This is a genomic window from Marinobacter salinus (assembly GCF_001854125.1).
Lineage (GTDB): Bacteria > Pseudomonadota > Gammaproteobacteria > Pseudomonadales > Oleiphilaceae > Marinobacter > Marinobacter salinus.
The window spans coordinates 681,696-706,263 of sequence record NZ_CP017715.1; the positions used below are offsets into that span (position 1 = coordinate 681,696).

Below are 24,568 nucleotides of genomic sequence, written 5' to 3' on the forward strand. Positions count from 1 at the left end.
GGTATCAGCCAGTGGTGGGCAGTGCTTCGTTGTCCGGTATCGCATTCCTCTGGGTATTGGGCAGCGACAACAGGGCTGTTGCCCGGTTGTCGAAGAACATGCGGGTGCTGGTCGGGTAGTCCGTGATGATGCTGTCCACGCCCGCGTTCTCCAGTTGCAGCATGTCGTGGATCCGGTTGACCGTCCAGGTCGAGACATGCAGACCGCGTCGGTGGGCTTGTTCCACCATCCCTTTCGAGCAAAGTTTCCAGTTTATGCAGAGATAGTCACACCCGAGCCGGGTTGCCTGGGTCAATGGCCGGGGAAATTTCCGTTCGGCCACAAATCCGATGCGAATGCGCCTGTTCCTGCGACGAATCTGCTTGAGAAACCAAATGTCCGAGGAGGTAATGGCAGCCGTCTGGTAGAGATCGCGGCGTTGAATGATCTCAGTCAGCCGGTTGCACAGGATATTCAGGCGTTGGCGGCTGTCTTTTTTGACCTCAAGCTGGAGGTGCTCAAGGTCGTCAAACTGGTCGAGGAGGTCTTCCAGGCTGGGGATGCCGATCTTTCTGGGCCAGGAGCTGGTGTTGCGACGGGCGTCCATCTGAGCCAGCTCGGCAGCCGTGTAGTCGCAGATGTTGCCTTTTTGGCCTGTGGTACGGTCCACAGTCAGATCGTGCACCATGACCGGCTTTCCATCCTTCGACAATACCAGGTCGAGTTCAAAGTGACGGACGCCATGTCGATAGGCATGAATAAAACCGGGGAGGGTGTTTTCAGGAGCTTCTCCCTTTGCCCCTCTGTGTCCATAGACAATCATTCCGCTGCTTCACCTTTCAGGCGTTGATAAATGGCCTGGCGCTTTTTCCAGGTGTCATGGCAGAGCCGGATATCTTCAAGGTAAGCCGGTAACTCATCCATCAGTAGTGCTTGTGGTCCGTCCACCAGTGCTTTTTCCGGTTTGGGGTGAAAGTCCACCAGTACCATGTTGGCGCCGGCAATAACGCCTTGCGATGTGGCGTGCATGACATCCAGGATGCCATCCGGGGCCCGGTCGCGACTACCCACGGAATGGGAAGGATCAACACAGACTGGCATGCGGGTCAGGCGCTTCACCGCAGGGACATGGGCAAAATCGACCATATTCCGGTGGGGCTGCCCGGCCTCGGTTTTCATACCCCGGAGGCAGAAAATAACGTTGGCGTTGCCTTCGCTCGCCAGGTACTCGGCGGCATTGAGAGACTCATTCAGCGTGATTCCGAAACCGCGTTTCAACAACACCGGGTAGGTTTTCTGGCGCCCTATGGCTTTCAACAATTCAAAGTTCTGTGTATTTCGGGTACCTACCTGCAACATAACGCCGGTGGGACGACCGAGCTTTTCCAGGCAGGTATCGATTTCCTCAATGTGACTCTCGTGGGTAATCTCCATGGCGATTACCTTGATGCCATGCCTGCCGGCCTTTTCAAATACCCAAGGCAGACAGCCCTTGCCATGTCCTTGAAAGGAATAGGGATTTGTCCTTGGTTTATAGGCGCCCATCCGGGTGCAGACCTCGCCGTTATCTTCCAGCGCTTGCATCATCAGTTCCACGTGCTCGGGAACGTCAACCGCGCACAGGCCTGCAAATATATTCAGATTCGACTGACTGAATTCAACACCGTTGTAGGTAAAGCCACTCTGTCGGTGGTCGTCCCGGTGGCGGCCAAGAATGCGGTAGTCATCGGATATGCGTATGGCCCGCTCCACCGCGGGCAAGGCTTCGATTTCTTCCTTATCGAGGGGCTTGGTATCCCCGAGCAGATAGATCTCGGTTAACCGCTGGCTGGTACCCTGGACCTCGTGGACCCGGAGCGATACGCCCGGCAGATTTTCCAGGTAGTGCATAGTCTGGCGGTAGGCATCGCTTTCCAGCGGTGTATTAGGGTGAAGAATGGCTAGCATGGTGTCTCCTTGTGTTAACCGGTTTTTTCCGCCCGGTGCCGCGCCTGCATATATTCCCGGTGATTGAGGTGCAGCAGGTCCGCCATGCGGCGAATAAGGTGCTCTTCGTACTTGTCTATGCGTCCGTCCGCGAAGGCTACGCGCCAGATGCTCTCCAGTAACGCCTGCTTGGAACTCTGATCAAGCTGTTCGTTGATCTGTCCGGTGAACTCGTAGAGCGAGGTGGCGTCGTCTGCATGGTCCAGTGCATCCTTAAGGATAGCCTCAGCCTCTTCTCGGGTTACCTGATGGGACTCGACGGCAAAATCCACAATGGTCTGAAGCTCGCGCTCGTCCTCATTGTGGTCGACCCGGGACAGTTGCACCATAAGTGCCGTGGCGGCAATGGCCAACTGGTGGGCATCGGGTTCTGTCTTTCCCGGCTCCGGAGCAGCAAACAGTTTTTTCAGGCGTTCAATCATGATCGGACAACCTTGCTCCGTTAACGATGAATTCAGGCGGCTCTGGTGGCCAGCTGCCGTACCCTGTGTTCCAGCTCAATCTGGTCAGCGGTGAACCTGCGAATACCGTCAGCCAGTTTTTCAGTAGCCATGGCATCTTCGTTGGATTCCCAGCGGAACAGTTTCTCGTCGATGTCGCCGAAACGGTCCGGTGAGTTGGCGCGATCAGCGGACAGCCTGCGTGTCAGGTTACCTTCATCATCCTGAAGCTCCTGAAGCAGCGCCGGGCTGATGGTCAGGCGATCACACCCCGCCAGCATTTCTATCTCACCGGTGTTACGGAAGCTGGCTCCCATAACAACTGTGTCATAGCCGTTAGCCTTGTAGTAATTATAGATCCGGGACACAGAAATAACGCCCGGGTCTTCGGTTGCAGGGAAGCTGTCCTGGACACTGTTAGCAATATGCCAGTCCAGAATACGACCGACAAAGGGTGAAATCAGGAATGCGCCAGCCTGAGCGCACGCTGCGGCCTGGATGAATGAGAACAGGAGAGTCAGGTTGCACCGGATACCTTCCTTCTCAAGTTGCTCAGCGGCACGGATGCCTTCCCAGGTAGAAGCAATCTTGATCAGCACCCGGCTGGTGTCGATTCCCTGTTTGTCATAGAGCTCAACCAACCTGCGAGCGCGATCCAGGGTTCTCTCAGTGTCGAAAGAAAGCCTGGCATCCACTTCGGTAGAGACCACGCCGGGAATTAATCCGAGAATTTCGCGACCCGCAAGCACTGCCAGCATATCCGTTGCAATGGTCAGCTGTTCGGCGTCTGAACCACCATGGCGCCGGGCCTCTGCCACTGCTTTGTCCAGCATGGGGCGATAGGCCTCCGATGCGGCCGCTTTGAGCAGCAGGGAAGGGTTAGTGGTCGCATCCTCCGGCCGCCATTTTGCAATGGCGTCAATATCGCCGGTATCTGCAACCACGGTGGTCATGGTTTTCAGTTGGTCAAGCTTGTTGGTCATTCGTCCTGCCGTCCCGTTTGATCTGTTATTGGTGCACCCGACTCCCGGGTGTGGGCTTTACCTCTACAATAACGGCCTGACCTGACAGGAACAAGACAACAAAAGGTCTGGCGGGGATTAAGCTTCGGCAATGGCGCGGTTTTCCGGTTCCCTGACTTTTTCCAGTGCTGTCTGGATGACCTCCAGCCCTGCTCCGGTTTTATGGGCATTTTCGCTGATATAACGGCGGAACTGGCGACCGCCCGGCTGGCCGTGGAACAGGCCCAGAAGATGTCTCGAGATGTGGGTGAGGAAAACGCCACGCTCAAGCTCGCTCTGGATGAAGGGGAACATTGCGCGAAGTGTCTGGTGGCGAGTTTCAACCGGTGCCGACTGTCCGAAAAACGCCGGATCAACGCCTGCCAGCAGCCAGGGATTGTGATACGCCTCCCGGCCAAGCATTACGCCGTCGGTGTGCCGAAGATGCTCATCACACTCCTCGAAGGTCTTGATTCCACCGTTGATGATGATTTCGAGGTGCGGATATTTCGTTTTTAGCCGGTACACCCAGTCGTATTTGAGTGGCGGAATGTCCCGGTTTTCCTTGGGGCTGAGACCCTCCAGAATTGCAATCCGGGCGTGCACAATAAACGTCCGGCAGCCCGCTTCGGATACCTTTTCTACGAACTCGCACAGATCGTCCCAGGACTCCCGACCGTCGATGCCGATCCGGTGTTTTACGGTAACCGGCAGGTCGGTTGCCTCAATCATGGCGCGCACGCTATCTGCCACTTTGTCCGGATGGCCCATCAGGCAGGCGCCGATCATATTGTTCTGGACCCGGTCGCTGGGGCAGCCGACGTTAAGGTTTACTTCATCGAAACCAAACTGCTCAGCCAGTTTCGAGCAATGGGCCAGCTCTTGCGGGTCGCCGCCGCCGAGTTGTAGTGCCAGTGGATATTCCGTCGAATCGTGCCTCAGGAAGCGCTCGGTATCACCATGAATCAGGGCGCCGGTTGTCACCATCTCCGTATAAAGGAGCGCATTGCGGCTCAGCAGTCGGGCCAGGAAGCGGTAATGGCTGGTGGTCCAATCCATCATCGGGGCCACGCAGAAACGCCTGGAGGGTTCTTTTGGCGATGCAGGATGGGGAGAGGTGCCGCGGATACCGGGCTGTTTGTTTACGTCTTGGGACATGGACTGCCTGATAAAATCTGGGAAACGGTTAATTTGCACATAGTGTACCCCATCCGATGTTTTCTGGCCGTAGGGGGTTCTCGAAGTCGTTCTGACGCAGAGTTCCCGGGCGCTCTTAATCGTGCTTGCGAAGAAAGTCTTCGAATTTGGCGGCGGGCAGGGGGCGGGAGAACAGATACCCCTGGCCATTGTCACAGCCAATTTCCAGCAGCAGGCGGAGTTGTTCTTCCGTTTCTACACCTTCTGCGATGACTTTCAGGCCAAGTTTGTGGGCCATAATGACAATGGCTTCTGAAAGCGCCAGGTCGTTCTGGTCGGTTTCCAGGTTTCGAATAAACGACTGATCAATCTTGAGGTAGTCAATGTCGAAGCGCTTGAGGTAGGACAGGGCGGAATAACCGACGCCAAAATCATCAATTGCGACCTGGATTCCTGCATCACGGAACCGAAGCAATTTATCTGTCACGTCAGTGCTGGCGTTCAGTAGCAGGCCCTCTGTGATTTCGATACTGAGGTGTTGTTCCTCTACTCCAAGGTCTTTCAGGTAAGCTAACCACTCTGTGATATCCAGTGCATCGCTCTGGAACTGAACCGGCGATATGTTTACCGATATCTGAAATCCGGTATTGAACAAATCACACCATTGTTTTGCCTTGGCGGCAGCTTCCCGGAACACCCAGTCTCCAATCTCGACAATCAAACCGGTTTCTTCGGCAAGGGGTATGAATTCCGCCGGGCTAACCATTCCGCGCTCAGGATGATTCCAGCGTATCAGTGCTTCCGCCTTGGTGATCTGCCGGGTTGCAAGATTGATGACAGGCTGGAAATAAAGCTCGAACTGTTGGTGCTGAACCGCCACACGCAAATCGTTTATCAGCTTAAGGCGACGCTGGGCCGAGTCATGCAGGGATCGGGTGAAATAGCTGAGGCGGTTCCGGCCAGCAGTCTTTGAGGCATACATGGCCTGATCCGCATTGCTGATTAACTGATCTACCTCCAGTGCGTCTTCCGGGGAGAAAGTAATGCCGATACTGGCTGAGGCATAAATGGTTTCATCTTGGATGAAGTAGGGTTTTGCGAGCACTGTGATGATGTGTTCGGCGACCTTCTCGCCATCGATGGTATTCGTCAGTTCGGGCAGAATAACGGTGAATTCGTCACCGCCCATCCGCGCCACGGTATCAGACCCCCTGGTGCAGCTGGATATTCGGGCTGCGGCCTCTACCAGCAGTTGGTCACCAACGGGGTGTCCGAGGGTATCGTTAACGTCCTTGAAGTGATCGAGGTCGATAAATAGCAATGCTAGCAGGGAGTTCTGGCGGTGCGATTTCCGGAGTTCCTGCTCCAGGCGGTCCTGAAACATGTAACGGTTCGGCAGATCAGTCAGGAAATCGTAGTTTGCCTGGCGCCAGATCAGTTCGTCTGAACGGACTTTGTTGGTGAGGTCCGAGCCCATGGCCACATAACGCTGGATGTCGCCCTTATCACTCAAAATGGCATTGATTGTCAGCCATTCCGGAAACGTCTCGCCGTTCTTACGGCGGTTCCAGATCTCGCCCTGCCAGAAGCCCCGGTGAGTTATGCCTTGCCACATGGATTGAAAGAAATCGTCATCGTGGCGGCCCGAACGGAGAAGCGCCGGATCCTTGCCGCGGATATCTTCAAGGGTGTAGCCGGTTATTCTGGTAAAGGCAGGGTTGAGCGCAACGATCCTGTTATCGGCATCGGTTACCAGCACGGCTTCCGAACTGTTGCTGTAGATGGATGATGCCAGGTGCAGCTCGGCTTCTGCATGGATTCTCTCAATGGCTATGCCGATCAGGTTGGCCGCGCTCTCGATCAAGGCGATTTCCTGTTCGTCAGGCAAGCTGGCTTCCCGGCGATAAATCGCAAAGGTTCCCAGTATCCTGCCTGACGCCGCGCGGATGGGCTCTGACCAGCAGGACGCAAGCCCGGCCTCGGCGGCTAGCTCTTTAAAGTCTTTCCAGTAAGGGTGAGACGCGATGTCTTCGACCAGAGTGCGCTCTCCTGAAAAGGCCGCAGTTCCGCAGGACCCGACGCCCACCCCAATCTCGACGCCATTAATCGCGTCGTTGAAAAAGTCCGGCAGACTGGGCGCTGCGCCCTTCAATAGGTGCTTTCCTTCGTCATCCATGAGGAGAATTGAGCACATGGACCCGGGGTAAATCGATTCGGACGATTGGATGACCTCTGACATGATCTCGTTCAGAGGGGTGCCTCTGGCAACTTTTTCCAGTGCCTGTTGCCGCATATGCTCGCGCCGTTCTGCCAGTTTACGCAGTGAGATGTCCTCAATCAGCGAAACCGCATACGCGAGGCTGCCATCACTATTTCGAACGGCCCTCACTGCCAGGTGTGCATCGATCAAATCATGAGTTTTGCGGACAAACCGTTTTTCAATCACAAACTCATCAATGGAGCCTTCGAGCAATTGCTGGAAGAGAATGTTATTGGCTTCCAGGTCATCGGGATGAGTCAGCTCTTCCCAGGTTGTGGCTGAAAACTCCTCGGCTGTATAGCCGAGCATGTCACAAAGCGCCTGGTTTACCTCCATCCACGTTCGATTGGGACGAGTTGCTGCCATCCCGAACATGGAGCGCTCGAAATACGCCCGGAAATGCTGCTCATTGGCTTTGAGCGCCGCTACTGCTTTTCGATGTTCCCGTTCGCGATCGAAGTTGTCGAGAGCAAATGTGATATCTCGGGCCATCTCGTCCAGAAGCCGGGTTGTTTCATCGTCGAAAAAGTCACCGACCTGGTGATATACGGACATCACAGCATAGGGTTGCCCGCCTCGCTGTATGGGGAAGCATCCGCTGCTAGCCCAGCCAAAACGGCCCGCGTGTTCATGCCATGGTGCTGTTGCCGGGTTATTTGCCCAGTCATTTGTGATCACCAAACGATTACTGCGGTAAGCCGTTGCCGATGGTCCTCGGCCCTCCGGCATGTCTTCCCGGATCGAGATCTGAATATCTTTCAGATAATCCATGCCGGTGCCAAAGCTTTCTACCGGAACAATTTGCTCGGATGCTGTGTCAGGCACGCCGATCCAGGCCATGCTGACACCGCCCAGATCTACAGCAACCCGACAGACAAGAGGAAACAGTGCGTCCTCGTCATCCATGCGAATAATGGCCTGGTTGATCTCACTGAGTGCGCGGTACATCTGGGTCAATCGGTGAATACGTGCATCGGGTGATGTCGTCCCCGTATCGACCGGAATGCCCCGGTTTGTTCTTTCTTCTTCGGCCTCGTTCTCAGGACTGGTAGTCAAGGCACTGCTCACTCTGGCTGGAGGACTTTCGTCTGAGTGTTCATGCTTTTGGCCGGAACTTCAAGCAGAATACCGGATTGCAGCCGGGTTATGACTCTGCCTGTCGTTAAGCATTAAAGTCGTTGTTCTGGAGTAATTCTATGCCGGTTATGATTCAGGCGCTGCTGCCTGTTTTTGTGTTGATTGTGCTGGGGCATCTTTTCCGTCGTTGGGATTTCCCGGGGGGGGATTTCTGGCCACGAGCAGAACGGTTTACCTATTACGTGCTATTCCCCGCCATGCTGGTGTTCAAACTGGGGCAGGCCCGGCTGCCAGCTTCTGCCTACGGCGACATTGCCATGTTGATCTGCGCCATGCTGATCGCAATGACGCTGGCCCTGGTGCTGGCGCAGTGGTTCTGGCATTGGCCCGGCCCGGTGTTCTCTTCGGTTTATCAGGGTGCCATCCGTTTCAATTCCTACGTGGGGCTGGCAGCCGGCGGTATGCTGTTGGGGGATGAGGGCCTGTCTTTGACCGCAATTGCGGTCGCCATCATGGTTCCGCTGCTCAATCTGCTTTGCATACTGATGTTTTCGCTGGTAGCCACCGACGGACCAGTAAAGTTGGTGCCGGTATTCAAGGCGATTGTAACCAACCCGTTGATCGTGGGCTCGGTGATCGGGGTAGTCTGGAGTTTCTTCGAGATCGGGTTTCACCCACTGATTGGCGGCATTCTCGAGCCTCTCAGCAACCTGGCATTGCCGATGGGTTTGATGACGGTTGGTGCGGGTCTGCAGCTCAAAGCCCTTAGAGGAGCTTCCTTACCTTTCATCGTTTCATCCGTGCTGAAGCTGGTGGGGTTTCCGATGATGACCGCAGGGTTGGCATTGATGCTGGGGCTTGAGGGGATGATGGTGCAGGTTGCGGTTCTGCTGGCTGCACTTCCCACGGCCACCTCCGCTTACATTCTTGCTCGCCAGTTGGGAGGCGATGCCCCCTTGATGGCCGGCATCATCAGTGGCCAGACCTTGCTGGCCATCGTCTCTATTCCTTTAGTGCTCGGTATTCTCTGGTAGGCACTCGAGCACGGCGTCGACAATGCTTTGCTGAAAGTTGTTGTAGCCGTCCGGCGTTACTTCGATGTCCGTAGCCAGCGGATCCCAGGTGCTGAAAGTGACGTCCAGGTCCTCAGTGATCGAGCGCCACCATTGGCGGTTAAACTGGGGTTCGGTGAGCAGGCAGGGGTGGTTGGCATTGCGCAGTTTTGCCTGAATCTCAGCGATGTGGCGTGCCCCCGGTGACAGCTCGGGATTCAGTGTGAGAACACCTTCCAGCTTCAATTCATAGTGTTCTGCGAACCGCGTAAAGGCCTCATGATAGGAGAACAGACTGATGTCGCGCGCTGGCATGAGACGTTCGCGAATGTTGCCATCTGTCTCTCGAACGCTGACTTTGAACTGCTCAAGGTTCTCGTTCAGCGCGGCGGCGTCAACGCCCTCCAGTGCCGCGAGGGCATCGCGTATGGTTTCGGCCATTTCGATGGCCAGTTCCGGGTCCACCCAGATGTGAGGGTCTTCGCCGTCACTATGGTCATGACCGTGGCCGTGCCCCCCATCGTGGTACTGCTCTTCATTGACGTCTTCCCTGTGGTCTTGCTCGGTGTCCATCAGGGCAACCGTTCGACCACTGAATTCGTGGCCGGAGAGAAGACGGTTCAGAAAACTCTCCATATCGGGCCCCACCCAGAAAATTACGTCGGCATTTTCCAATGCCTGACGCTGGGACGGTTTCATGGAGTAGTTGTGTGGGCTGGAGCCGGGCGGGACCAGACTCGTTGTCTGCATGTCTTCCGTGGCGATCGCACTGACAATCAGCTCAACCGGTTTGATGGAGGTGACAATGCGGGTTTCGGCTTGCAGAGCGCCGCTGATCAAAAGAGTGCTGGCACCGAGTGCCAAAGAAAGTACTTTTCCGGGAACGCGCATGATAAATGAGATCCTGCGATGCAATGTGTAATGTTATAATATAACAAATTGGTCGGGTGTCGACAAAAGAAACTTTCGCTGGTGTTTTGTGGTGCCCTCATTAACTTCCTGATCATGCGAAACCTGACGATGGCCGGTATAATGCCCGCTTTATCAAACGGCCACCGATTTTTCAGGAAGGTTTCATGACTGTACGTACCCGAATTGCTCCGTCACCCACTGGTGACCCTCACGTTGGTACCGCCTACGTGGCCCTCTTCAATCTCTGCTTTGCCCGCCAGCATGGCGGTCAGTTTATTCTGCGAATTGAAGACACCGATCAGGCTCGCAGCACCGCAGAGTCCGAGCGTGACATCCTTCAGGCGCTGCGCTGGCTGGGCCTGAACTGGGATGAGGGTCCCGATGTCGGTGGCCCTCATGGGCCGTACCGGCAGTCCGAACGCAAGGATTCCTACAAACAGTATGCCGAGGATCTGGTTACGGCCGGTCACGCGTTCTATTGCTTCCGGACGCCGGAAGAGCTGGAGGCCATCCGGGAAGAGCGAAAGGCCAACGGCCTGAATCCGGGCATCAAGGGTGATCTGGAGCTCTCGGAAGAGGAGGTGAAGCGTCGCCTGGACGCCGGCGAAGCCCACGTTATTCGCATGAAAGTGCCGGATGAAGGCATTTGCGAAATCCAGGATATGCTTCGAGGCACTATTGAAATCGACTGGGCCCAGGTGGATTGTCAGATACTGCTTAAGTCAGATGGCATGCCCACCTATCACCTGGCCAATGTGGTCGATGACCATAGAATGGCTATTACTCACGTCCTGCGTGGGGAAGAGTGGATTAACTCCGCGCCCAAGCACAAGTTGCTGTACCAGTACTTCGGCTGGGATATGCCTGAATTGTGTCATTTGCCACTGTTGCGCAATCCGGACAAGAGCAAGTTATCAAAGCGTAAGAACCCTACCAGCATCAACTTCTATGAGCGGATGGGCTTCCTGCCGGAGGCGGTTACCAATTATCTGGGCCGAATGGGCTGGTCTATGCCGGATGAGCGCGAGAAGTTCACGCTTGATGAGATGATTGAGAACTTCGACATCCAGCGTGTTTCTCTGGGTGGTCCTGTCTTTGATGTGGAGAAGCTTCGCTGGCTCAACGGCCAATGGCTGCGGGATGAACTGACTGAAGAGCAGTTCATGGAGCGTATGCGTCAGTGGTGGTTCAATGAGGATGCTCTGAAGGCCCTGGTGCCACATATCAAGGGCCGGGCGGAGGTGTTTTCGGACGTCGCCCCCATGGCGCAGTTCATGTTCTCCGGCCTGTTGAAGTTGACTCCGGAAGACTTTGCGCACAATAAACTGGATGAGGCCCAGATTAAACGCGTGCTCCAGTTCACGCTCTGGAAGCTTGAGGCGCAACGCCACTGGACCAAGGAGAACATTTTTGCAGATGTGAAATTTCTGGCCAAGGCCATGGAGCTGAAAATGGGCGACTTTATGTTTTCCATTTTCGTGGCCATCGCCGGTACGCCGAATTCCTGGTCGGTCATGGACTCCATGGACCTTCTGGGGCCGGACATGACCCGTTCCCGTCTGCGTCATGCTCTGGAAATATTGGGTGGTTTCTCCAAGAAAGAAACCAAAAAAGTGGAGAAAGAGTACGTGGCTCTGGGTGCTTAATAACCGCTTTGGTGAAGAAATGAACGGCATGGGCAGGGATGTTCAGAAAACTGAAAAAAAGTGTGGGTTAAAGGTTGACGCCCATAGGGCGGATCCTTAATATACGCAGCCGTTGAGGGGCCATAGCTCAGCTGGGAGAGCGCAACACTGGCAGTGTTGAGGTCGGCGGTTCGATCCCGCCTGGCTCCACCAATTTCTAGTCCCCTTCGTCTAGTGGCCTAGGACTCCGCCCTTTCACGGCGGCAACAGGGGTTCGAACCCCCTAGGGGACGCCAATACGGCTTTACGGTTTAGTCCACCGGAAAGCCATCAAAAAAACCGCCTTCGAGCGGTTTTTTTGTGCCTGCAGAAATCATCGGCATAGCCCTCAGAGCTCTGAGGGCTCGCCTGACCCTAGCGGGAGGCGATAGCTCCCTTGCCAACGCCTTCGTAAGCTTTTACCCGGATCGTGTCAGTCGGGAACTCCACCTTGAGTTTTTCGGCAATATGGGCGGCAATCAATTCTACGGTAGTGTCTGTGTCCAACATATAGACGCGTTCCTCGGGGAGGGTCAAGGCGAACTCCCCCTGATTCGCTTCATACTCGAACGTGACATACCGCACTCCGTCGTTACCCACATGGCGCCTGACCACGTCTTCCTCTGAGCCCACATAGATGTCCCGCCACAGCCTGGCCCACTGGCGCTCAAGGTCGTAATCCCGGTGCCCGTTACGATCGATGCGAATAGGAGAGCGGTGACCGTGGGCGATACGCTGGCAGTTGCCCAGATGCTTCTTCAGGCCGTGCACGTAGTGGTAGTAGGCGCCCTCAATGACTTCTTCCCGCAAATGGATGTCCACCGAGATAACATTCGAAGGAAGCACCGCTTTGAGCTCATGTTCGAGCAAGGTGGCAACCGCGGACGGAACCACGCGCTCGGCAGACAGCCACACCACCGCTTCATCCGGGGAGCGATGAATTATCTTGCTGCCGTCGGTCAGGGCCCAGTGGAAAGTATCTGGTTCATCCTCGTTCCAGGACAGGCCTGCATAGCCACGGGGGATGACAAGCCGGTGATCCACCCGTTCGTCGATCACCCGTTTGATGGTGCGTTTTACATTGCTGAAATCGAACACCATGCCCTGGTCGTCGAGCTCTCCTCCGAGTACCACGTCCGCGATCCAGCTTTCGCCTACCAGCCCTCTGGTCGGGTCCAGGTAGGCGAAATCAATAACGGTCAGGTTGTCTACAAAGAGGTGATTCATCAAAGATCCGGGCGGGTATGGTTGAATGATTGGCGAATTCTAGCAAAAATCAGTGAGTGCAGCAGTCTGGCATCGCTTCAGGCTCCATTACTTCTTGCTATCGGTACTTTCATTATCAACTTCTCACCTTTTGCAGACGATCAGGAGTTTCCGACAATCATCCTTGCCGCTGGCGCTTCCAGTCGCATGGGTCGATCAAAAGCACTTCTGCCTCTTGCGTTTCAGCAGGGCATACTGCTCGACAGGGCGATAGACCTGGGGCGTAGCCTGAGTCGGGATGTGCGTGTGGTTTGTGGCGCAGGTTACCCGCTCATCCGCTTTCGTTGCAGCGCGCAGCCATCGGCCTGGATTAAAGCGCCGGACTGGCAAGAAGGACTCGCGGCTTCATTGGTAGCTGGCATCGCCAGTGTCGGGCCCAAGGCAAAGGGCGTGTTTATTTTGCTGGCAGACCAGCCGATGCTGGACATCGCCTCACTCAGGGCGTTTGGAGAAGCTGCTCGCTTCTTGCCAGGACAGCCACTGGCAGCGGATTATAACGGTAGACCGGGCGTACCTGCTTATCTGCCACGATGGCTGTGGCCGGAGCTGTTGACCCTGACCGGCGATCGCGGCGCTGGGGGTGTACTTGCTGAAGTGGCGGCAACCCGGGTTGATATTCCGGGGGTCCACGACGATGTGGACACACCGGAAGACTGGTATCGGATAAAGTACCGGCTTAGCCAAACAGGCCAGCCAACCAGGCAATCCCGACGCTGAAAATACCAAGGCTGACGGCGAGCCCCATCGTATAAACCCTGGAGGCCGACGAACGTTGTTGTGTGACAAATAGGTCGATCGTGCGTTGCGCGATATCCTCAGCGGTCTCCCGGGAAATTTCGTGCGCCTGCTGGATTGCTTCGGATTGCAGCGTTTGCCAGAACTCGGTATCGATGGTCTGCACGCTGGTAATGTGATCTTTCAATTCCGCCATATGCTCACTGGTGAAACCGGAATTGCGCTTCAGTTCTTTTTTCAGATCTGCCAGCTCCCGACCCAGGTTGAGGTTTACTTCGGCTGCCACCTCATCGCGCAAATTCGCTGTGCGTTCTTCAACGAGCCCGGTCATGGCCGTCAGTTTTTCATCGATGGTTGATTCCTGCTTGTTGCGGGATTCATCCAGCGCTCGTTTCAGGTGGTCAAATTGCTCGTCGAACAGGGAACTGAGCAGCTCATGCAGGCGGTTATTGACGTGGGTTTTAACCGCTGAGCGGGCAATCTGCTCAATCAGGTCACTGGTCAGAGGCACTACATTTGCGGCGGTGCTGCCATTGTCTGAGGGCTCTCTATCCGATTTCAGTGACATTTCAACTGAGGCATTTTCAGGAAGGCTTGCAGGCTGGTCGGCTTCACTGTCGTTCTCAATCCCGGCGGCTGGAGCTTCCGGAAGTGTCCCGTCAATAACATCCTTGTCCAGCTGCTCCAGTACCAGGCTCAATCTGTCAGTGTGGGGCGGCTTGGTGAGGATGTTATAGACCCCGAAATTTCTCGCTTCTTGCATAAACGAAGATGATTTCTTGGAAGTGCACATGATGATTGGGATAGCGGCAGTATCGGGGTTGCCTTTGATCGCCTTTGTTGCTTCGACACCATTCATGCCCGGCATCAGGTGATCCATAAAGATAACGTCCGGGCGCCCATTACTGTTCAGGAAGTCCAGGGCTTCCTCTGCAGAACTGGCCATGTTTACTTCCATGTCGCGATTTTCCAGCAGCTTGCTCAGGGCAAATCGTGCCACTTTTGAGTCGTCCACCAGCAGAGCGTTCTTGATCGCCATGTCACTACCTCAATCGGTTACTGCAAACGCATGTGTTATCGGGCTGATCCGTGTTACCAGCCTTCCAGTCTCGGGCATTGGGTGGCCCGGTAGCTCTTGTCCCGATAACAAACACCGGGTTCTGTGGTGCGGGCAGTGAATACTTCACCAGCCGCAGTGGTCAGGCGAACCTGCCCATAGGGTTCGCCGTGTCGAAACGTTGCCTGAATGGAGCTGCCATTCGGGTTGCGAAGCAGGCCCTGACCGTGGAACTTTCCTTCGATGTATTCGCCTTCGTATTTTTTGCCGTCTGCGAAGATTTCCGATCCGGTGCCATGGAAGGCGCCGTTGGAGAACTCGCCCTCATAGTGTCGGCCATCCGGGTAGGTCAGGGAGCCTCGACCATGAAACTCATCATCGCGAAAACCGCCTACGTAAAGCATGCCATCCGCTGTCGTCAGCGAGCCATGGCCATTGAGGTGGCCGTCTTTCCATTGTCCGGTCAGAATGTCACCGTTGGCCTCGGTAAGCGTTCCCTTGCCGTTGAACTGATCAGCGCGGAATTCACCCGAATACCGTGAACCATCTGCGCCGCGCCAGCTGCCTTCGCCTTCCCGCTGCCCTTGTGACCAGTCGCCTTCATAGCGACTACCGTCCGGATACCAGGCAGTGCCTTTGCCGTGAAAATCACCATTGGTGAAATGGCCTTCATAGCGCAGCCCTTCTTTATTTTCATAGGTTCCGTCACCGGTCTTTATGCCCCCAACCCACGTGCCCGTCTGATAATTGACGGTGGTGTAGGCGTCAAGCCTGGCCACAAGGGTCAGTTCGCTGCCGGCTTCCAGTGCTACCGTCTCGTTCCAGGGTTTGAAGCCCTCCTTACTGATGGTGACCTCGTACTCTCCGGGTTTGAGTGGCAGGTCCAGTCGGGTTGCACCATAAGGTTCACCGTTAACGGTGACGGTATCCCCAACCACGTTGGAGCGTAGAACGAGTAACCCCGTTTGTGCGGGCTCTCGGGTGGTTTCGGCTGCCGGAGTGGAGGGCTCGTTGCCGAGGGCCGGCATAGCGGCTGGCGGTTCCGCAACGGCGAGCACTGTGGGTTCATCCGGCATCGGAGGAATGGTAAATCGCTCGGCTTGCGGCGCGGGAACTGGCATCGCTTCCCGGGTAATCAATGGCATATCGTTTTCAGGTTTCGGGTCAGTCCCAGCTCTTGTGACAGCGGTTTCAGGTTCAGGCTTCTGCGGCCCGGACAGGGGGGCGGATGCCGCAGACGCTATCTTCTGGTCTTCGCGGACAGATGCGAACCCGGCCGTTACGAGCAGCATCAGTGCCAGTGCGTTGAGGAAAAGAAGTGGTCTGAAATCGACCATGATAAAACCTCTTAATTCTACATTCCTGAATTCCTGTCTATCTCCTCATCTTAACCAGTGCCTGCAACGTTATGTAACAGAAAGTGTCTTAAGTTACGTAGAATGCAGGCCAAATCACATTTTGTCCGGAAGCTGATCATGGTTGAGCTGTTCCCATGATCTCATGTACACATCGGCTTCGTATTCATAGGGTGAATGGAAGGGGGTAAGGACGAAGTCAAACACCAGGAAGATAAACCCGATGGATGCCCACGCAATGGTCAGAGTGCTGAGGGTAGTTGCCTGAACTTCCGGGTTGGAGTTCACAAACTCCTGCAGCAGGGGGATGAGGTCGGAGGCCATGACTACAGGGTTAAAGCTGGACAGGACAAAGGGAATCCAGAAGGCAATAAAGATCGGGAAGAATCCGAAAGACCAGAGAATCCGGCGCAGAAGGTAGATTGCAACTTGGCGCCAGAAGCGCTGTCTGATTTCCGGTACCTTTTGGATACGCTCAAGGTACTTGCGTCGTTCTGCCCAGTAAGCGGCGACTTCCGGGGCGTCAACGACCTTGGTGTGCGGTGAGTTGGTGGTCATGAATCGCAGGGCTACCTTATCGCTGCTGGACTGTGCATGATAATCGAAACTACGTGTTACCCTACAAGTCTCTAATCGTTAAAGACAGGAAAGTTTGAATGGCTGCAGTGATCGACAACGCAATCCATCCCGCCTTCGAGAAGCTTCGAAGTCACCGGATTAGCACCCTCAATCTTGATGTTGAGGAATATCGCCACAAGAAGACCGGTGCCCGCCACCTGCACCTGGCAGCAGACAACGACGAGAATGTTTTTTTCGTTGCGCTTCGGACATTCCCCATGGATTCGACGGGCGTCGCTCATATTCTCGAGCATACGGCGTTGTGCGGCAGCGAACGCTACCCTGTTCGGGATCCATTCTTCATGATGATCCACCGTTCCCTGAACACCTTCATGAATGCCTTTACCAGCAGCGACTGGACCGCGTACCCCTTCGCCAGTATGAACCGGAAGGATTTCGATAACCTTCTGTCGGTCTACCTGGACTCTGTGTTCTTTTCCAAGCTGGATCCGCTGGATTTCGCTCAGGAAGGGCATCGCCTTGAATTCGAGAAGCCGGAAGATCCGAAAACCGATCTTGTATATAGAGGCGTCGTTTATAACGAAATGAAGGGGGCCATGAGCTCGCCGACCTCTCAATTGTGGCAGAATCTGAGTAGTCATCTGTTCCCGACCACGACTTATCACTTTAACAGTGGCGGTGAGCCGGATCATATTGTCGATCTCAGTTATGACGACCTGGTGAACTTCTATCGCCATCATTACCACCCCAGCAATGCCATTTTTGCAACGTACGGCAACATCCCGGCCTTTGAACACCACGAGCGGTTCGAGGAGCTGGCGCTCAAGCGCTTTGATCGCCTTGAAATTGAGTTGCCGGTGCGCGACGAAAAGCGCATGTTTGCACCGGAGCGGGTGGACCAGGCTTACGCGGTGAATGAAGGTGAGGGTACGGATCACAAGACTCATATCGTTATGGGTTGGCTGCTGGGCCACAGTTTCGAGCTGCAGGAGAATCTGGAAAGCCAACTGCTCTCTGCCGTCTTGCTGGAGAACAGCGCCTCTCCGTTAATGCGCGCGCTGGAAACCACAGACCTTGGTCATGCGCCGTCACCTATGTGCGGTCTGGAGGATTCCAACCGGGAAATGACCTTTGTCTGCGGTATCGAAGGCAGTGAACCGGAAAGGCAGAAAGAGTTTGAGTCGCTGATTGAGGAGACCTTGCTGAAAGTGGTCGAAACCGGTGTCAGCGAGGAACGCCTGGAGGCCATCCTGCACCAGCTTGAGTTGCACCAGCGAGAGATTGCCGGTGATCAGTTCCCCTATGGGCTGCAACTGATTATGAGTGCAATTGCGCCTATGGTGCATGGCGGTGATCCCGTGGAGCTCCTTGATCTTGAACCTGTGCTGGCAACGCTCCGCGAGAAGATCAGGGATCCTCAGTATGTGCCGAATCTGATCCGCAAGAAGCTGCTGGATAACCCGCACCGGGTTACTCTGACACTGCGTCCGGATGAGAAACTGGAAAATCGTCGCCAGGAAGCGATCCGTGAAGCGCTGGCCCGCCGGAAGGCAGCATTGACTGACGGCGAGGTGCAACAGATTGTTGAGAGGGCAAAGGCCCTTGAAGAGCGCCAGATGCGCAAGGATGACGACTCCATACTTCCCAAGGTGGACCTCTCCGATGTGCCGTTGCAGATGCCGGAACCGGAAGGCCGGTTTTATGGGGACATCTCTGCCACCGTTTATGCCCGTGGAACCAATGGGCTGGTCTACGAGCAGGTGGTGCTGCCAGTACCTGACATGTCGGACGAAGAACTGCTCCTGATTCCCTACTACACAACGCTGATATCAGAAGTTGGTTGTGGCGACCTGGACTACCTCCAGATGCAGGACCGGATTTCAGCCGAGTCTGGTGGTATTGGTGCTGCTTTCAGTGCCAAAGGCCGGATTGATGATGTGCAGGATTTGTCCGGTTATATCATCTTTAATGGAAAGGCTCTGGCAAGGAACCGAGGATCACTCACGCGTCTTCTGAAAGACCTTTGCACCGGCGCTCGTTTTGACGAAAAGGACCGCATTCGGGAAATTATTGCCCAGATCCGAACCCGTCGTGAGCAGGCGGTGACAGGCAGTGGTCATGCCCTGGCCATGGGTGCCGCAGCACAAGGTATGAGTCCAGGTGGTTGGTTGTCTTTCCGCCTGGGCGGCCTGGCGGGCATCCGCGGAACCAAACAGCTGGATCAGGCCCTGAAAGATCCGGAAGAGCTGGACGCACTTTGCCAGAAACTGTCTGCGTTACACGAAAAAATCTGTAGTCAGAGTCGTCAGTTCCTTGTAATTGGTGAAGATGACCAGCTTCCGGCCATGGTCGATGATCTCAAATCCTGCTGGCAGGGTGAGGCAGGTGCAGACCGGTCAGGCTGGCAGATGGAACCGGTAAGCTACACCACCCGGGAGGCCTGGCTGACGTCCACGCAGGTTAATTTCTGTGCCAAGGCCTACAGCACCGTGCCGGTGGACCATCCGGATGCGCCAGCATTGACGGTCCTTGGGGGGTTCCTGCGCAATGGTTACCTGCACCGGACAATCCGTGAGAAAGGAGGTGCCTATGGCGGGGGTGCCGGACAGGATAGTGTGAACGGAACGTTCCGGTTCTTTTCGTACCGGGATCCCCGACTTGCCGAGACACTGGATGATTTTGATAATGCCTTGGTATGGTTGCAGGAAACCGATCACGAGTATCAGGAACTGGAAGAATCGATCCTGGGTGTTATCGGGCAACTGGACCGGCCCCGCTCGCCCGCCGGAGCGGCGCGTCATGCGTTCCATAACCGGTTGTTCGGCCGCAGCCCTGAACAGCGGGCACGTTTCCGCGAGCGAGTGCTATCCGTGACTCTGGACGACCTGAAAAGAGTGGCCAGTACCTGGTTGATCCCGGAAAAGGCGAGTACCGCAGTGGTAACCAGCCCGGACAACCGGAAAGTGGCAGAAGAGCTGGGGCTGGCGATAGAGGAGATGTAATCGCTCCTTTGTTGTCAGTCACAAAAAAGAGGACCTGCTGGTCCTCTTTTTTTATGTTCTCTGGGGGGAGTGGCAGAGTCAGCGATTTCGTTTGAGACCGGTGGTTACCATGATTCGCGTGGAGATTTCTTCCACCGAGTAGGCGGTAGTATTCAGGTACGGGATACGTTCGCGGCGATACATCAGTTCGATTTCTTCAATCTCATGCATGCATTGTTTGATGGAGGAGTAACGCGAATTCGGACGGCGTTCGTTGCGGATAGTCGCCAGACGCTCGGGGTCTATTGTCAGGCCGAAGATCTTCTCCTTGTGGGGTTTCAGCGCGCCGGGTATCTGCTGGTCCGCTAGATCTTCCTCTGTAATCGGGTAGTTGGCCGCCTTCACGCCATATTGCAGTGCCAGATAGAGGCAGGTAGGCGTCTTGCCACTGCGAGATGCACCGACCAGAATCAGGTCCGCTTCGTCGTAGTGCCGGGTGCGTGCGCCATCATCATTATCGAGCGCAAAATTCACGGCTTTGATCCGCCGCTCATAACTGCCCTCATTGTTGATGGAATGGGATTTTCCAACGGTGTAGGAGGACGATGATTGCAGCTCCTGCTCCAGCGGATTGAGGAAGGTTCCGAAAATATCCACCATGAAGCCTTCCGCGTCAGCGATGATCTCACGGATATCGCCATTGACAATCGTATCGAAAACCAATGGCCGGGCACCGTCGGTTTCAGCGGCTTTGTTGATCCGCTTAACCATATCCCGGGCTTTCTCCTCATCATCGATATAGGGTACGGTCACCCGTTCAAATTCTATTTTTTCAAATTGAGCCAGAAGGCTGTGGCCAAGTGCCTCGGCGGTCAGGCCAGTACCATCGGAGATAAAGAAGGCAGTACGTTTCATGGTGTTTTATCCGGTTCCGTTTTTTGCCGGGACATGGCAAGGTCCCTAGGTAATTCCCGCAGGTTACAGTATCATACACGCCAAGTTCGAGACTCCGCAGTGGATATTGCCCGCTTTTACCGCTAGATATCGCTGGCCCGGTTATGCTCTTTGCTTCACAGACTCAAGGGAGACGTGCTTTGGAAGATTACATTATCTGGTTTGATCACCTGGGAATGTCCGATGTTGACCGGGTGGGCGGCAAGAACGCCTCTCTCGGTGAAATGATCAGTAATCTCGCCAACGCAGGTGTTACGGTTCCCGGTGGTTTTGCGACAACAGCCCACGCATATCGCGAATTCCTGGCCACCGACGGACTGAAAGACAAGATCGACAATGCACTGGATGCGCTGGATATAAACGATGTCAACGAACTGGCCCGGGTTGGCGCCAAGATTCGTCAGTGGATCATCGATACCGACTTCCCGGACGTTCTTGAAAACGCCTTGAAGGAGTCCTATGCGAAGCTCCAGGCCGGCAACGAGCATATGGCAGTGGCCGTTCGCTCGTCTGCTACTGCTGAAGATTTGCCGGATGCCTCTTTTGCAGGGCAGCAGGAGACTTTTCTGAACGTAGTCGGCCTGCAGCAGGTACGAACGTCGGTGAAAGAGGTTTTCGCATCGTTGTTCAATGACCGGGCTATTTCTTACCGGGTTCACCATGGCTTTGATCATAAGCTGGTTGCGCTGTCTGCAGGTATCCAGAAAATGGTGCGAAGCGAAACAGCGTCCAGTGGCGTGTTGTTTACCCTCGATACCGAGTCCGGTTTCCGTGACGTGGTTTTCGTCACCGCCTCATACGGGCTCGGTGAAACGGTGGTACAGGGTGCGGTAAACCCGGATGAGTTTTATGTTCACAAGCCCACTCTTGAAGCGGGGCGCCCGTCTGTACTGCGCCGCAACCTCGGAAGCAAAGCGATCAAGATGGTTTATCACACCAGCCCGGGCGAGGGCGAGTTTGTTGAAACCGTCAAGGTCGAGCAGGAAGAGCGGAACCGTTTCTGTATTACTGATGCGGAAGTGGAGGAGCTGGCCAAACAGGCAATGATCATCGAAAAGCATTACCAGCGCCCGATGGATATCGAGTGGGCGAAGGATGGCGATGACGGCAAGATCTATATCGTTCAGGCTCGGCCGGAAACAGTCAAAAGCCGTGCCTCCGCAAATGTGATGGAACGCTATCTGCTGAATGAAACCGGTAAGGTTCTGGTGGAAGGCCGCAGCATTGGTCACAAAATTGGCAGTGGTCCGGTGAAGATCATCACCAGCATCAAGGAAATGGATCGTGTTCAGGCTGGCGATGTGCTGGTTACCGACATGACCGACCCGGACTGGGAACCGGTGATGAAGCGGGCGTCCGCTATCGTGACTGACCGCGGTGGCCGGACTTGCCATGCCGCGATTATTGCCCGGGAGCTGGGCATTCCGGCGGTGGTTGGTTGTGGCGATGCCACGGAGCTGCTTAAGGATGGCCAGGAAGTGACAGTGTCCTGTGCTGAGGGTGATACCGGGCTGATTTACGAGGGCGCACTGGACTTTGAGTTGCGTGAAAACACTGTTGATTCGATGCCCAACATACCCTTCAAGATCATGATGAACGTCGGCAATCCGGATCGTGCCTTTGATTTCCAGGCGCTGCCAAACGAAGGCGTTGGTCTGGCCCGTCTGGAGTTCATCATTAACCGGATGATTGGTGTGCATCCCAAGGCCTTGTTGAACTTTGACGGTCTGCCCCGAGATATCAAGCAGACGGTCGAGAAGCGGATCTCCGGCTACAGCTCACCCGTGGATTTTTATGTTGATAAGCTGGTGGAAGGCATATCTACGCTGGCCGCCGCGTTTGCACCGAAGAAAGTGATTGTTCGGCTATCGGATTTCAAGTCCAACGAATATGCCAATCTCATCGGCGGTACCCTGTACGAGCCGGATGAAGAAAACCCCATGCTCGGTTTCCGTGGTGCGTCCCGTTACATCTCCGAGACCTTCCGCGACTGTTTTGAGCTGGAATGCCGTGCTCTGAAAAAGGTACGCAATGAGATGGGCCTGACAAATGTGGAAGTCATGGTGCCCTTTGTGCGGACTGTTGGTGAGGCTGAGCAAGTTGTAAACCTGCTGGCAGAAAATGGTCTCAAGCGCGGTGAGAATGGTCTTCGTGTGATCATGATGTGTGAGTTGCCGGCCAATGCCTTGTTGGCGGATCAGTTTCTGGAGCACTTTGACGGCTTCTCCATTGGCTCTAATGACCTGACCCAGCTTACTCTGGGTCTGGACCGGGATTCCGGCATCATTGCGCACCTCTTTGACGAACGTAACGACGCCGTGAAAGCTCTGCTTGCCAGTGCTATACAGGCGTGCAAGAAAGCGGGTAAGTACATTGGTATATGCGGGCAGGGGCCTTCGGACCACCCGGATCTCGCGAAGTGGCTGATGGACCAGGGCATCGATTCTGTGTCACTGAACCCGGACTCCGTGCTGGACACCTGGTTCTTCCTGGCTGACGAAAAGATCGACTGAGATATTCCCCGGAAAAGGAGAGACAACGTGGCAAGTATTATTACACCAGATCTGTGTGATGAATTTCCGGCCGTTCAGGTGGTCGAGCCGGGCTTCAACAATTATGGTGGTCACAAGGCATTCGGTGGCGAAATAGTAACCGTGAAGTGCTTTGAGGACAATTCTGTGGTCAAGGAGCAGGTAGGACAGCCGGGTAACGGCCGGGTCATGGTTGTTGATGGAGGTGCCTCAAAGCGAAATGCGCTTCTGGGTGACATGCTGGCAGAAAAAGCAGCGGAAAACGGATGGGCGGGGCTGGTTATCTATGGCTGCATTCGGGACGTTGACGAGATTGGCCAGACCAGCCTGGGTGTTCAGGCCTTGGGCACGGTGCCAAGGAAAACCGAGAAGCGTGGTATTGGCGACCTGAATGTTCCTGTAACGTTTCACGGGGTAACGTTTCACCCCGGGCACTACGTTTATGCCGATAACAATGGCATCATTGTGTCCGAGAAGCCTCTGGTCTGAGACCTCCGGAGCCACGGAACGCGGTTAAGAGTGCGTTCCGGCGGCGTCTCTTGCGGGGTGACCGGTCAGGTCACCTCGTTGATGGTTGTGCCGAGGAGGTAGCCGTCGCCCTCTTCGTCGCAACGCACTACTTCACATACCGTTTCCAGTGGTGGAATCTGATCACCGTTGGAGTGAAGAACCGTTGTCAGTTCCTCTCCTATTGAGACTGGGCGTTTCACGAAGAGCTGCATACCAGTCGCGCTAAGGTCCCGGCAGGTGCCTCTGAAGGTTTCGCCCGAACTGTCAGTGATCTCAATTTCCGAGTTCACCTGCATTCGGTGAAAGTCTCTCTTTTCCGAATAATCTTTCATGAGATTACGCCCAGTTGTCGGTTTTTCTTGTGGGTTTGAGCATCGGAATGATCAGTGCCAATAATACTCCGCCCAAGACCAGGCCAGCTCCCAGCAACATGAAATCGGATTCTTTGCTGGCTTCCAGGCGTTCATTCTCTGCAGTCAGCACTTCCAGGTCGTTACGGATCTTCTGATTTTCCTCGCGAAGCTCGCGGTTCCGGCGTTCCAGGTTAATTGAGTCCGCGGCGATACTTTTGATCCGTTGCAACTCCTCCTGCAGTGCCTCTGACCGATTAGACAACGATGACTCGGAGCTTTCCAGAGAATTTCTTTCTTTTGTGACCTCGGCAAGCTGCTCTTTCAATTGAGTCAACTCATTACGGGTCTGTTCCAGTTGGCGGTTAGCCTGTTGGAGCCGATCGGCAGCGATAGGCGTATCGCTCAGGTATTGGCTTGAAACCCAGCCTTCGGTTCCCTTGGGCGTTCGCACGCGGGTGTATCCTGAGTCCGTGGTCTCCAGCACCTCCAGCGGCGTCCCACTGGGGACAGCATTCTCGATAATCCGGTATTGAGTGCCGGCACCGGCACGCACAGGTAGGTATAGCTGATCATCAACCCAAGCGGTCTTGGCCTGGGCTGCAGCTACCGAGGACAGAGCGAAGAGCACACTGATAAGGAGACGAAAAGGCGTCACTGGTTATGTTCCCTGAGTTGGACAAGTAAAAAGCTGTCGGTCATTTAGAGCGCAATTTTGTCACAGCTGGTCGACCGTTCAAAC

General features: G+C 55.0%; 20 protein-coding genes and 2 tRNA genes. 8 read left to right on the forward strand and 14 right to left on the reverse strand.

Features of this window, described 5'->3' with window-relative positions; genetic code table 11:
• Positions 1-4 precede the first annotated feature (4 nt).
• From BKP64_RS03195 to BKP64_RS03220, 6 genes are all read right to left on the reverse strand, one after another.
• Positions 5-802 carry a glycerophosphodiester phosphodiesterase gene (locus tag BKP64_RS03195; protein WP_070965948.1) on the reverse strand — a complete coding sequence of 266 codons (798 nt, stop codon included), beginning with the start codon at positions 800-802 and terminating at the stop codon, positions 5-7.
• Entirely contained in the window at positions 799-1,926 is a 1,128-nt protein-coding gene (locus tag BKP64_RS03200) for a 3-deoxy-7-phosphoheptulonate synthase (RefSeq protein WP_070965951.1), read from the reverse strand. Before BKP64_RS03200 ends, BKP64_RS03195 begins: the two co-directional genes overlap by 4 nt.
• Positions 1,927-1,940: 14 nt before the next feature.
• Positions 1,941-2,387, reverse strand: a complete 447-nt coding sequence (locus BKP64_RS03205) for a tellurite resistance TerB family protein (RefSeq protein ID WP_070965954.1) — start codon at positions 2,385-2,387, stop codon at positions 1,941-1,943.
• Positions 2,388-2,419: 32 nt separating this feature from the next.
• Positions 2,420-3,388, reverse strand: a complete 969-nt coding sequence (tal, locus tag BKP64_RS03210; RefSeq protein ID WP_070965958.1) for a transaldolase — start codon at positions 3,386-3,388, stop codon at positions 2,420-2,422.
• A 117-nt stretch (positions 3,389-3,505) separates the two neighbouring features.
• Positions 3,506-4,564, reverse strand: a complete 1,059-nt coding sequence (gene dusA / locus BKP64_RS03215) for a tRNA dihydrouridine(20/20a) synthase DusA (protein ID WP_083329131.1) — start codon at positions 4,562-4,564, stop codon at positions 3,506-3,508.
• 115 nt (positions 4,565-4,679) lie between these two features.
• Entirely contained in the window at positions 4,680-7,859 is a 3,180-nt protein-coding gene (locus BKP64_RS03220) for a bifunctional diguanylate cyclase/phosphodiesterase (protein ID WP_157755397.1), read from the reverse strand.
• A 140-nt stretch (positions 7,860-7,999) separates the two neighbouring features.
• On the opposite strand from BKP64_RS03220, the gene BKP64_RS03225 reads away from it, so the two are divergent.
• Positions 8,000-8,914: an AEC family transporter gene (locus BKP64_RS03225; protein ID WP_070965963.1), complete on the forward strand. Its 915-nt coding sequence runs from the start codon at positions 8,000-8,002 to the stop codon at positions 8,912-8,914.
• Here the strand turns inward: BKP64_RS03225 and BKP64_RS03230 are convergent.
• A complete protein-coding gene (locus BKP64_RS03230; RefSeq protein WP_070965966.1) occupies positions 8,891-9,823 on the reverse strand; it encodes a zinc ABC transporter substrate-binding protein in 933 nt (310 codons plus the stop codon). The two genes, BKP64_RS03225 and BKP64_RS03230, sit on opposite strands and share 24 nt — an antisense overlap.
• A gap of 185 nt (positions 9,824-10,008) precedes the next feature.
• On the opposite strand from BKP64_RS03230, the gene gltX reads away from it, so the two are divergent.
• The 3 genes from gltX to BKP64_RS03245 all read left to right on the forward strand — a co-directional run bounded on the left by gltX (position 10,009) and on the right by BKP64_RS03245 (position 11,765).
• Entirely contained in the window at positions 10,009-11,490 is a 1,482-nt protein-coding gene (gltX, locus tag BKP64_RS03235) for a glutamate--tRNA ligase (protein ID WP_070965969.1), read from the forward strand.
• 116 nt (positions 11,491-11,606) lie between these two features.
• Positions 11,607-11,682: transfer RNA gene (locus BKP64_RS03240), tRNA-Ala, on the forward strand.
• 7 nt (positions 11,683-11,689) lie between these two features.
• Positions 11,690-11,765 (forward strand) — tRNA-Glu (locus BKP64_RS03245).
• 118 nt (positions 11,766-11,883) lie between these two features.
• On the opposite strand, the gene BKP64_RS03250 is transcribed toward BKP64_RS03245, so the two are convergent.
• Positions 11,884-12,735 (reverse strand): 6-carboxytetrahydropterin synthase, encoded by an 852-nt coding sequence (locus BKP64_RS03250; RefSeq protein WP_070965972.1) that lies wholly within the window; start codon positions 12,733-12,735, stop codon positions 11,884-11,886.
• 21 nt (positions 12,736-12,756) lie between these two features.
• On the opposite strand from BKP64_RS03250, the gene BKP64_RS03255 reads away from it, so the two are divergent.
• Positions 12,757-13,491, forward strand: coding sequence for a nucleotidyltransferase family protein (locus BKP64_RS03255; RefSeq protein WP_227515488.1), 735 nt, complete (start codon positions 12,757-12,759; stop codon positions 13,489-13,491).
• On the opposite strand, the gene BKP64_RS03260 is transcribed toward BKP64_RS03255, so the two are convergent.
• The 3 genes from BKP64_RS03260 to BKP64_RS03270 all read right to left on the reverse strand — a co-directional run bounded on the left by BKP64_RS03260 (position 13,451) and on the right by BKP64_RS03270 (position 16,479).
• Entirely contained in the window at positions 13,451-14,548 is a 1,098-nt protein-coding gene (locus BKP64_RS03260; RefSeq protein ID WP_070965974.1) for a response regulator, read from the reverse strand. The genes BKP64_RS03255 and BKP64_RS03260 overlap by 41 nt on opposite strands.
• Positions 14,549-14,601: 53 nt before the next feature.
• A complete protein-coding gene (locus BKP64_RS03265) occupies positions 14,602-15,903 on the reverse strand; it encodes a PEGA domain-containing protein (protein WP_070965977.1) in 1,302 nt (433 codons plus the stop codon).
• 114 nt (positions 15,904-16,017) lie between these two features.
• Positions 16,018-16,479: a hypothetical protein gene (locus BKP64_RS03270; protein WP_070965980.1), complete on the reverse strand. Its 462-nt coding sequence runs from the start codon at positions 16,477-16,479 to the stop codon at positions 16,018-16,020.
• 98 nt (positions 16,480-16,577) lie between these two features.
• On the opposite strand from BKP64_RS03270, the gene BKP64_RS03275 reads away from it, so the two are divergent.
• A complete protein-coding gene (locus BKP64_RS03275; RefSeq protein ID WP_070965983.1) occupies positions 16,578-19,502 on the forward strand; it encodes an insulinase family protein in 2,925 nt (974 codons plus the stop codon).
• Between the two features lie 78 nt (positions 19,503-19,580).
• On the opposite strand, the gene ppsR is transcribed toward BKP64_RS03275, so the two are convergent.
• The gene (gene ppsR / locus BKP64_RS03280; protein ID WP_070965986.1) at positions 19,581-20,396 is read right to left on the reverse strand and encodes a posphoenolpyruvate synthetase regulatory kinase/phosphorylase PpsR; all 816 of its coding nucleotides are present in this window, start codon (positions 20,394-20,396) and stop codon (positions 19,581-19,583) included.
• 143 nt (positions 20,397-20,539) lie between these two features.
• Here ppsR and ppsA point away from each other — a divergent pair, with 143 nt between their 5' ends.
• Both ppsA and rraA read left to right on the forward strand, forming a co-directional pair.
• Entirely contained in the window at positions 20,540-22,948 is a 2,409-nt protein-coding gene (ppsA, locus tag BKP64_RS03285; RefSeq protein ID WP_418287585.1) for a phosphoenolpyruvate synthase, read from the forward strand.
• 27 nt (positions 22,949-22,975) lie between these two features.
• Positions 22,976-23,455: a ribonuclease E activity regulator RraA gene (gene rraA / locus BKP64_RS03290; protein WP_070965992.1), complete on the forward strand. Its 480-nt coding sequence runs from the start codon at positions 22,976-22,978 to the stop codon at positions 23,453-23,455.
• Positions 23,456-23,520: 65 nt separating this feature from the next.
• On the opposite strand, the gene BKP64_RS03295 is transcribed toward rraA, so the two are convergent.
• Both BKP64_RS03295 and BKP64_RS03300 read right to left on the reverse strand, forming a co-directional pair.
• Positions 23,521-23,808 carry a PilZ domain-containing protein gene (locus BKP64_RS03295; RefSeq protein ID WP_070965995.1) on the reverse strand — a complete coding sequence of 96 codons (288 nt, stop codon included), beginning with the start codon at positions 23,806-23,808 and terminating at the stop codon, positions 23,521-23,523.
• Between the two features lie 4 nt (positions 23,809-23,812).
• Complete coding sequence (locus BKP64_RS03300) at positions 23,813-24,484, reverse strand: TIGR04211 family SH3 domain-containing protein (protein ID WP_070965998.1); 672 nt, start codon at positions 24,482-24,484, stop codon at positions 23,813-23,815.
• Between the last annotated feature and the right edge of the window lie 84 nt (positions 24,485-24,568).

What these genes read in the sequence shown, in the direction of transcription:
- ppsA (WP_418287585.1), top strand. Translation starts at nt 20,540, where the DNA reads ATGCTCTTTGCTTCACAGACTCAAGGGAGACGTGCTTTGGAAGATTAC.
- BKP64_RS03200 (WP_070965951.1), bottom strand. Translation starts at nt 1,926, where the DNA reads ATGCTAGCCATTCTTCACCCTAATACACCGCTGGAAAGCGATGCCTAC.
- ppsR (WP_070965986.1), bottom strand. Translation starts at nt 20,396, where the DNA reads ATGAAACGTACTGCCTTCTTTATCTCCGATGGTACTGGCCTGACCGCC.
- BKP64_RS03260 (WP_070965974.1), bottom strand. Translation starts at nt 14,548, where the DNA reads ATGGCGATCAAGAACGCTCTGCTGGTGGACGACTCAAAAGTGGCACGA.
- gltX (WP_070965969.1), top strand. Translation starts at nt 10,009, where the DNA reads ATGACTGTACGTACCCGAATTGCTCCGTCACCCACTGGTGACCCTCAC.
- BKP64_RS03195 (WP_070965948.1), bottom strand. Translation starts at nt 802, where the DNA reads ATGATTGTCTATGGACACAGAGGGGCAAAGGGAGAAGCTCCTGAAAAC.
- BKP64_RS03205 (WP_070965954.1), bottom strand. Translation starts at nt 2,387, where the DNA reads ATGATTGAACGCCTGAAAAAACTGTTTGCTGCTCCGGAGCCGGGAAAG.
- BKP64_RS03230 (WP_070965966.1), bottom strand. Translation starts at nt 9,823, where the DNA reads ATGCGCGTTCCCGGAAAAGTACTTTCTTTGGCACTCGGTGCCAGCACT.
- BKP64_RS03275 (WP_070965983.1), top strand. Translation starts at nt 16,578, where the DNA reads ATGGCTGCAGTGATCGACAACGCAATCCATCCCGCCTTCGAGAAGCTT.
- BKP64_RS03270 (WP_070965980.1), bottom strand. Translation starts at nt 16,479, where the DNA reads ATGACCACCAACTCACCGCACACCAAGGTCGTTGACGCCCCGGAAGTC.
- dusA (WP_083329131.1), bottom strand. Translation starts at nt 4,564, where the DNA reads ATGTCCCAAGACGTAAACAAACAGCCCGGTATCCGCGGCACCTCTCCC.
- BKP64_RS03265 (WP_070965977.1), bottom strand. Translation starts at nt 15,903, where the DNA reads ATGGTCGATTTCAGACCACTTCTTTTCCTCAACGCACTGGCACTGATG.
- tal (WP_070965958.1), bottom strand. Translation starts at nt 3,388, where the DNA reads ATGACCAACAAGCTTGACCAACTGAAAACCATGACCACCGTGGTTGCA.
- BKP64_RS03295 (WP_070965995.1), bottom strand. Translation starts at nt 23,808, where the DNA reads ATGAAAGATTATTCGGAAAAGAGAGACTTTCACCGAATGCAGGTGAAC.
- BKP64_RS03225 (WP_070965963.1), top strand. Translation starts at nt 8,000, where the DNA reads ATGCCGGTTATGATTCAGGCGCTGCTGCCTGTTTTTGTGTTGATTGTG.
- BKP64_RS03250 (WP_070965972.1), bottom strand. Translation starts at nt 12,735, where the DNA reads ATGAATCACCTCTTTGTAGACAACCTGACCGTTATTGATTTCGCCTAC.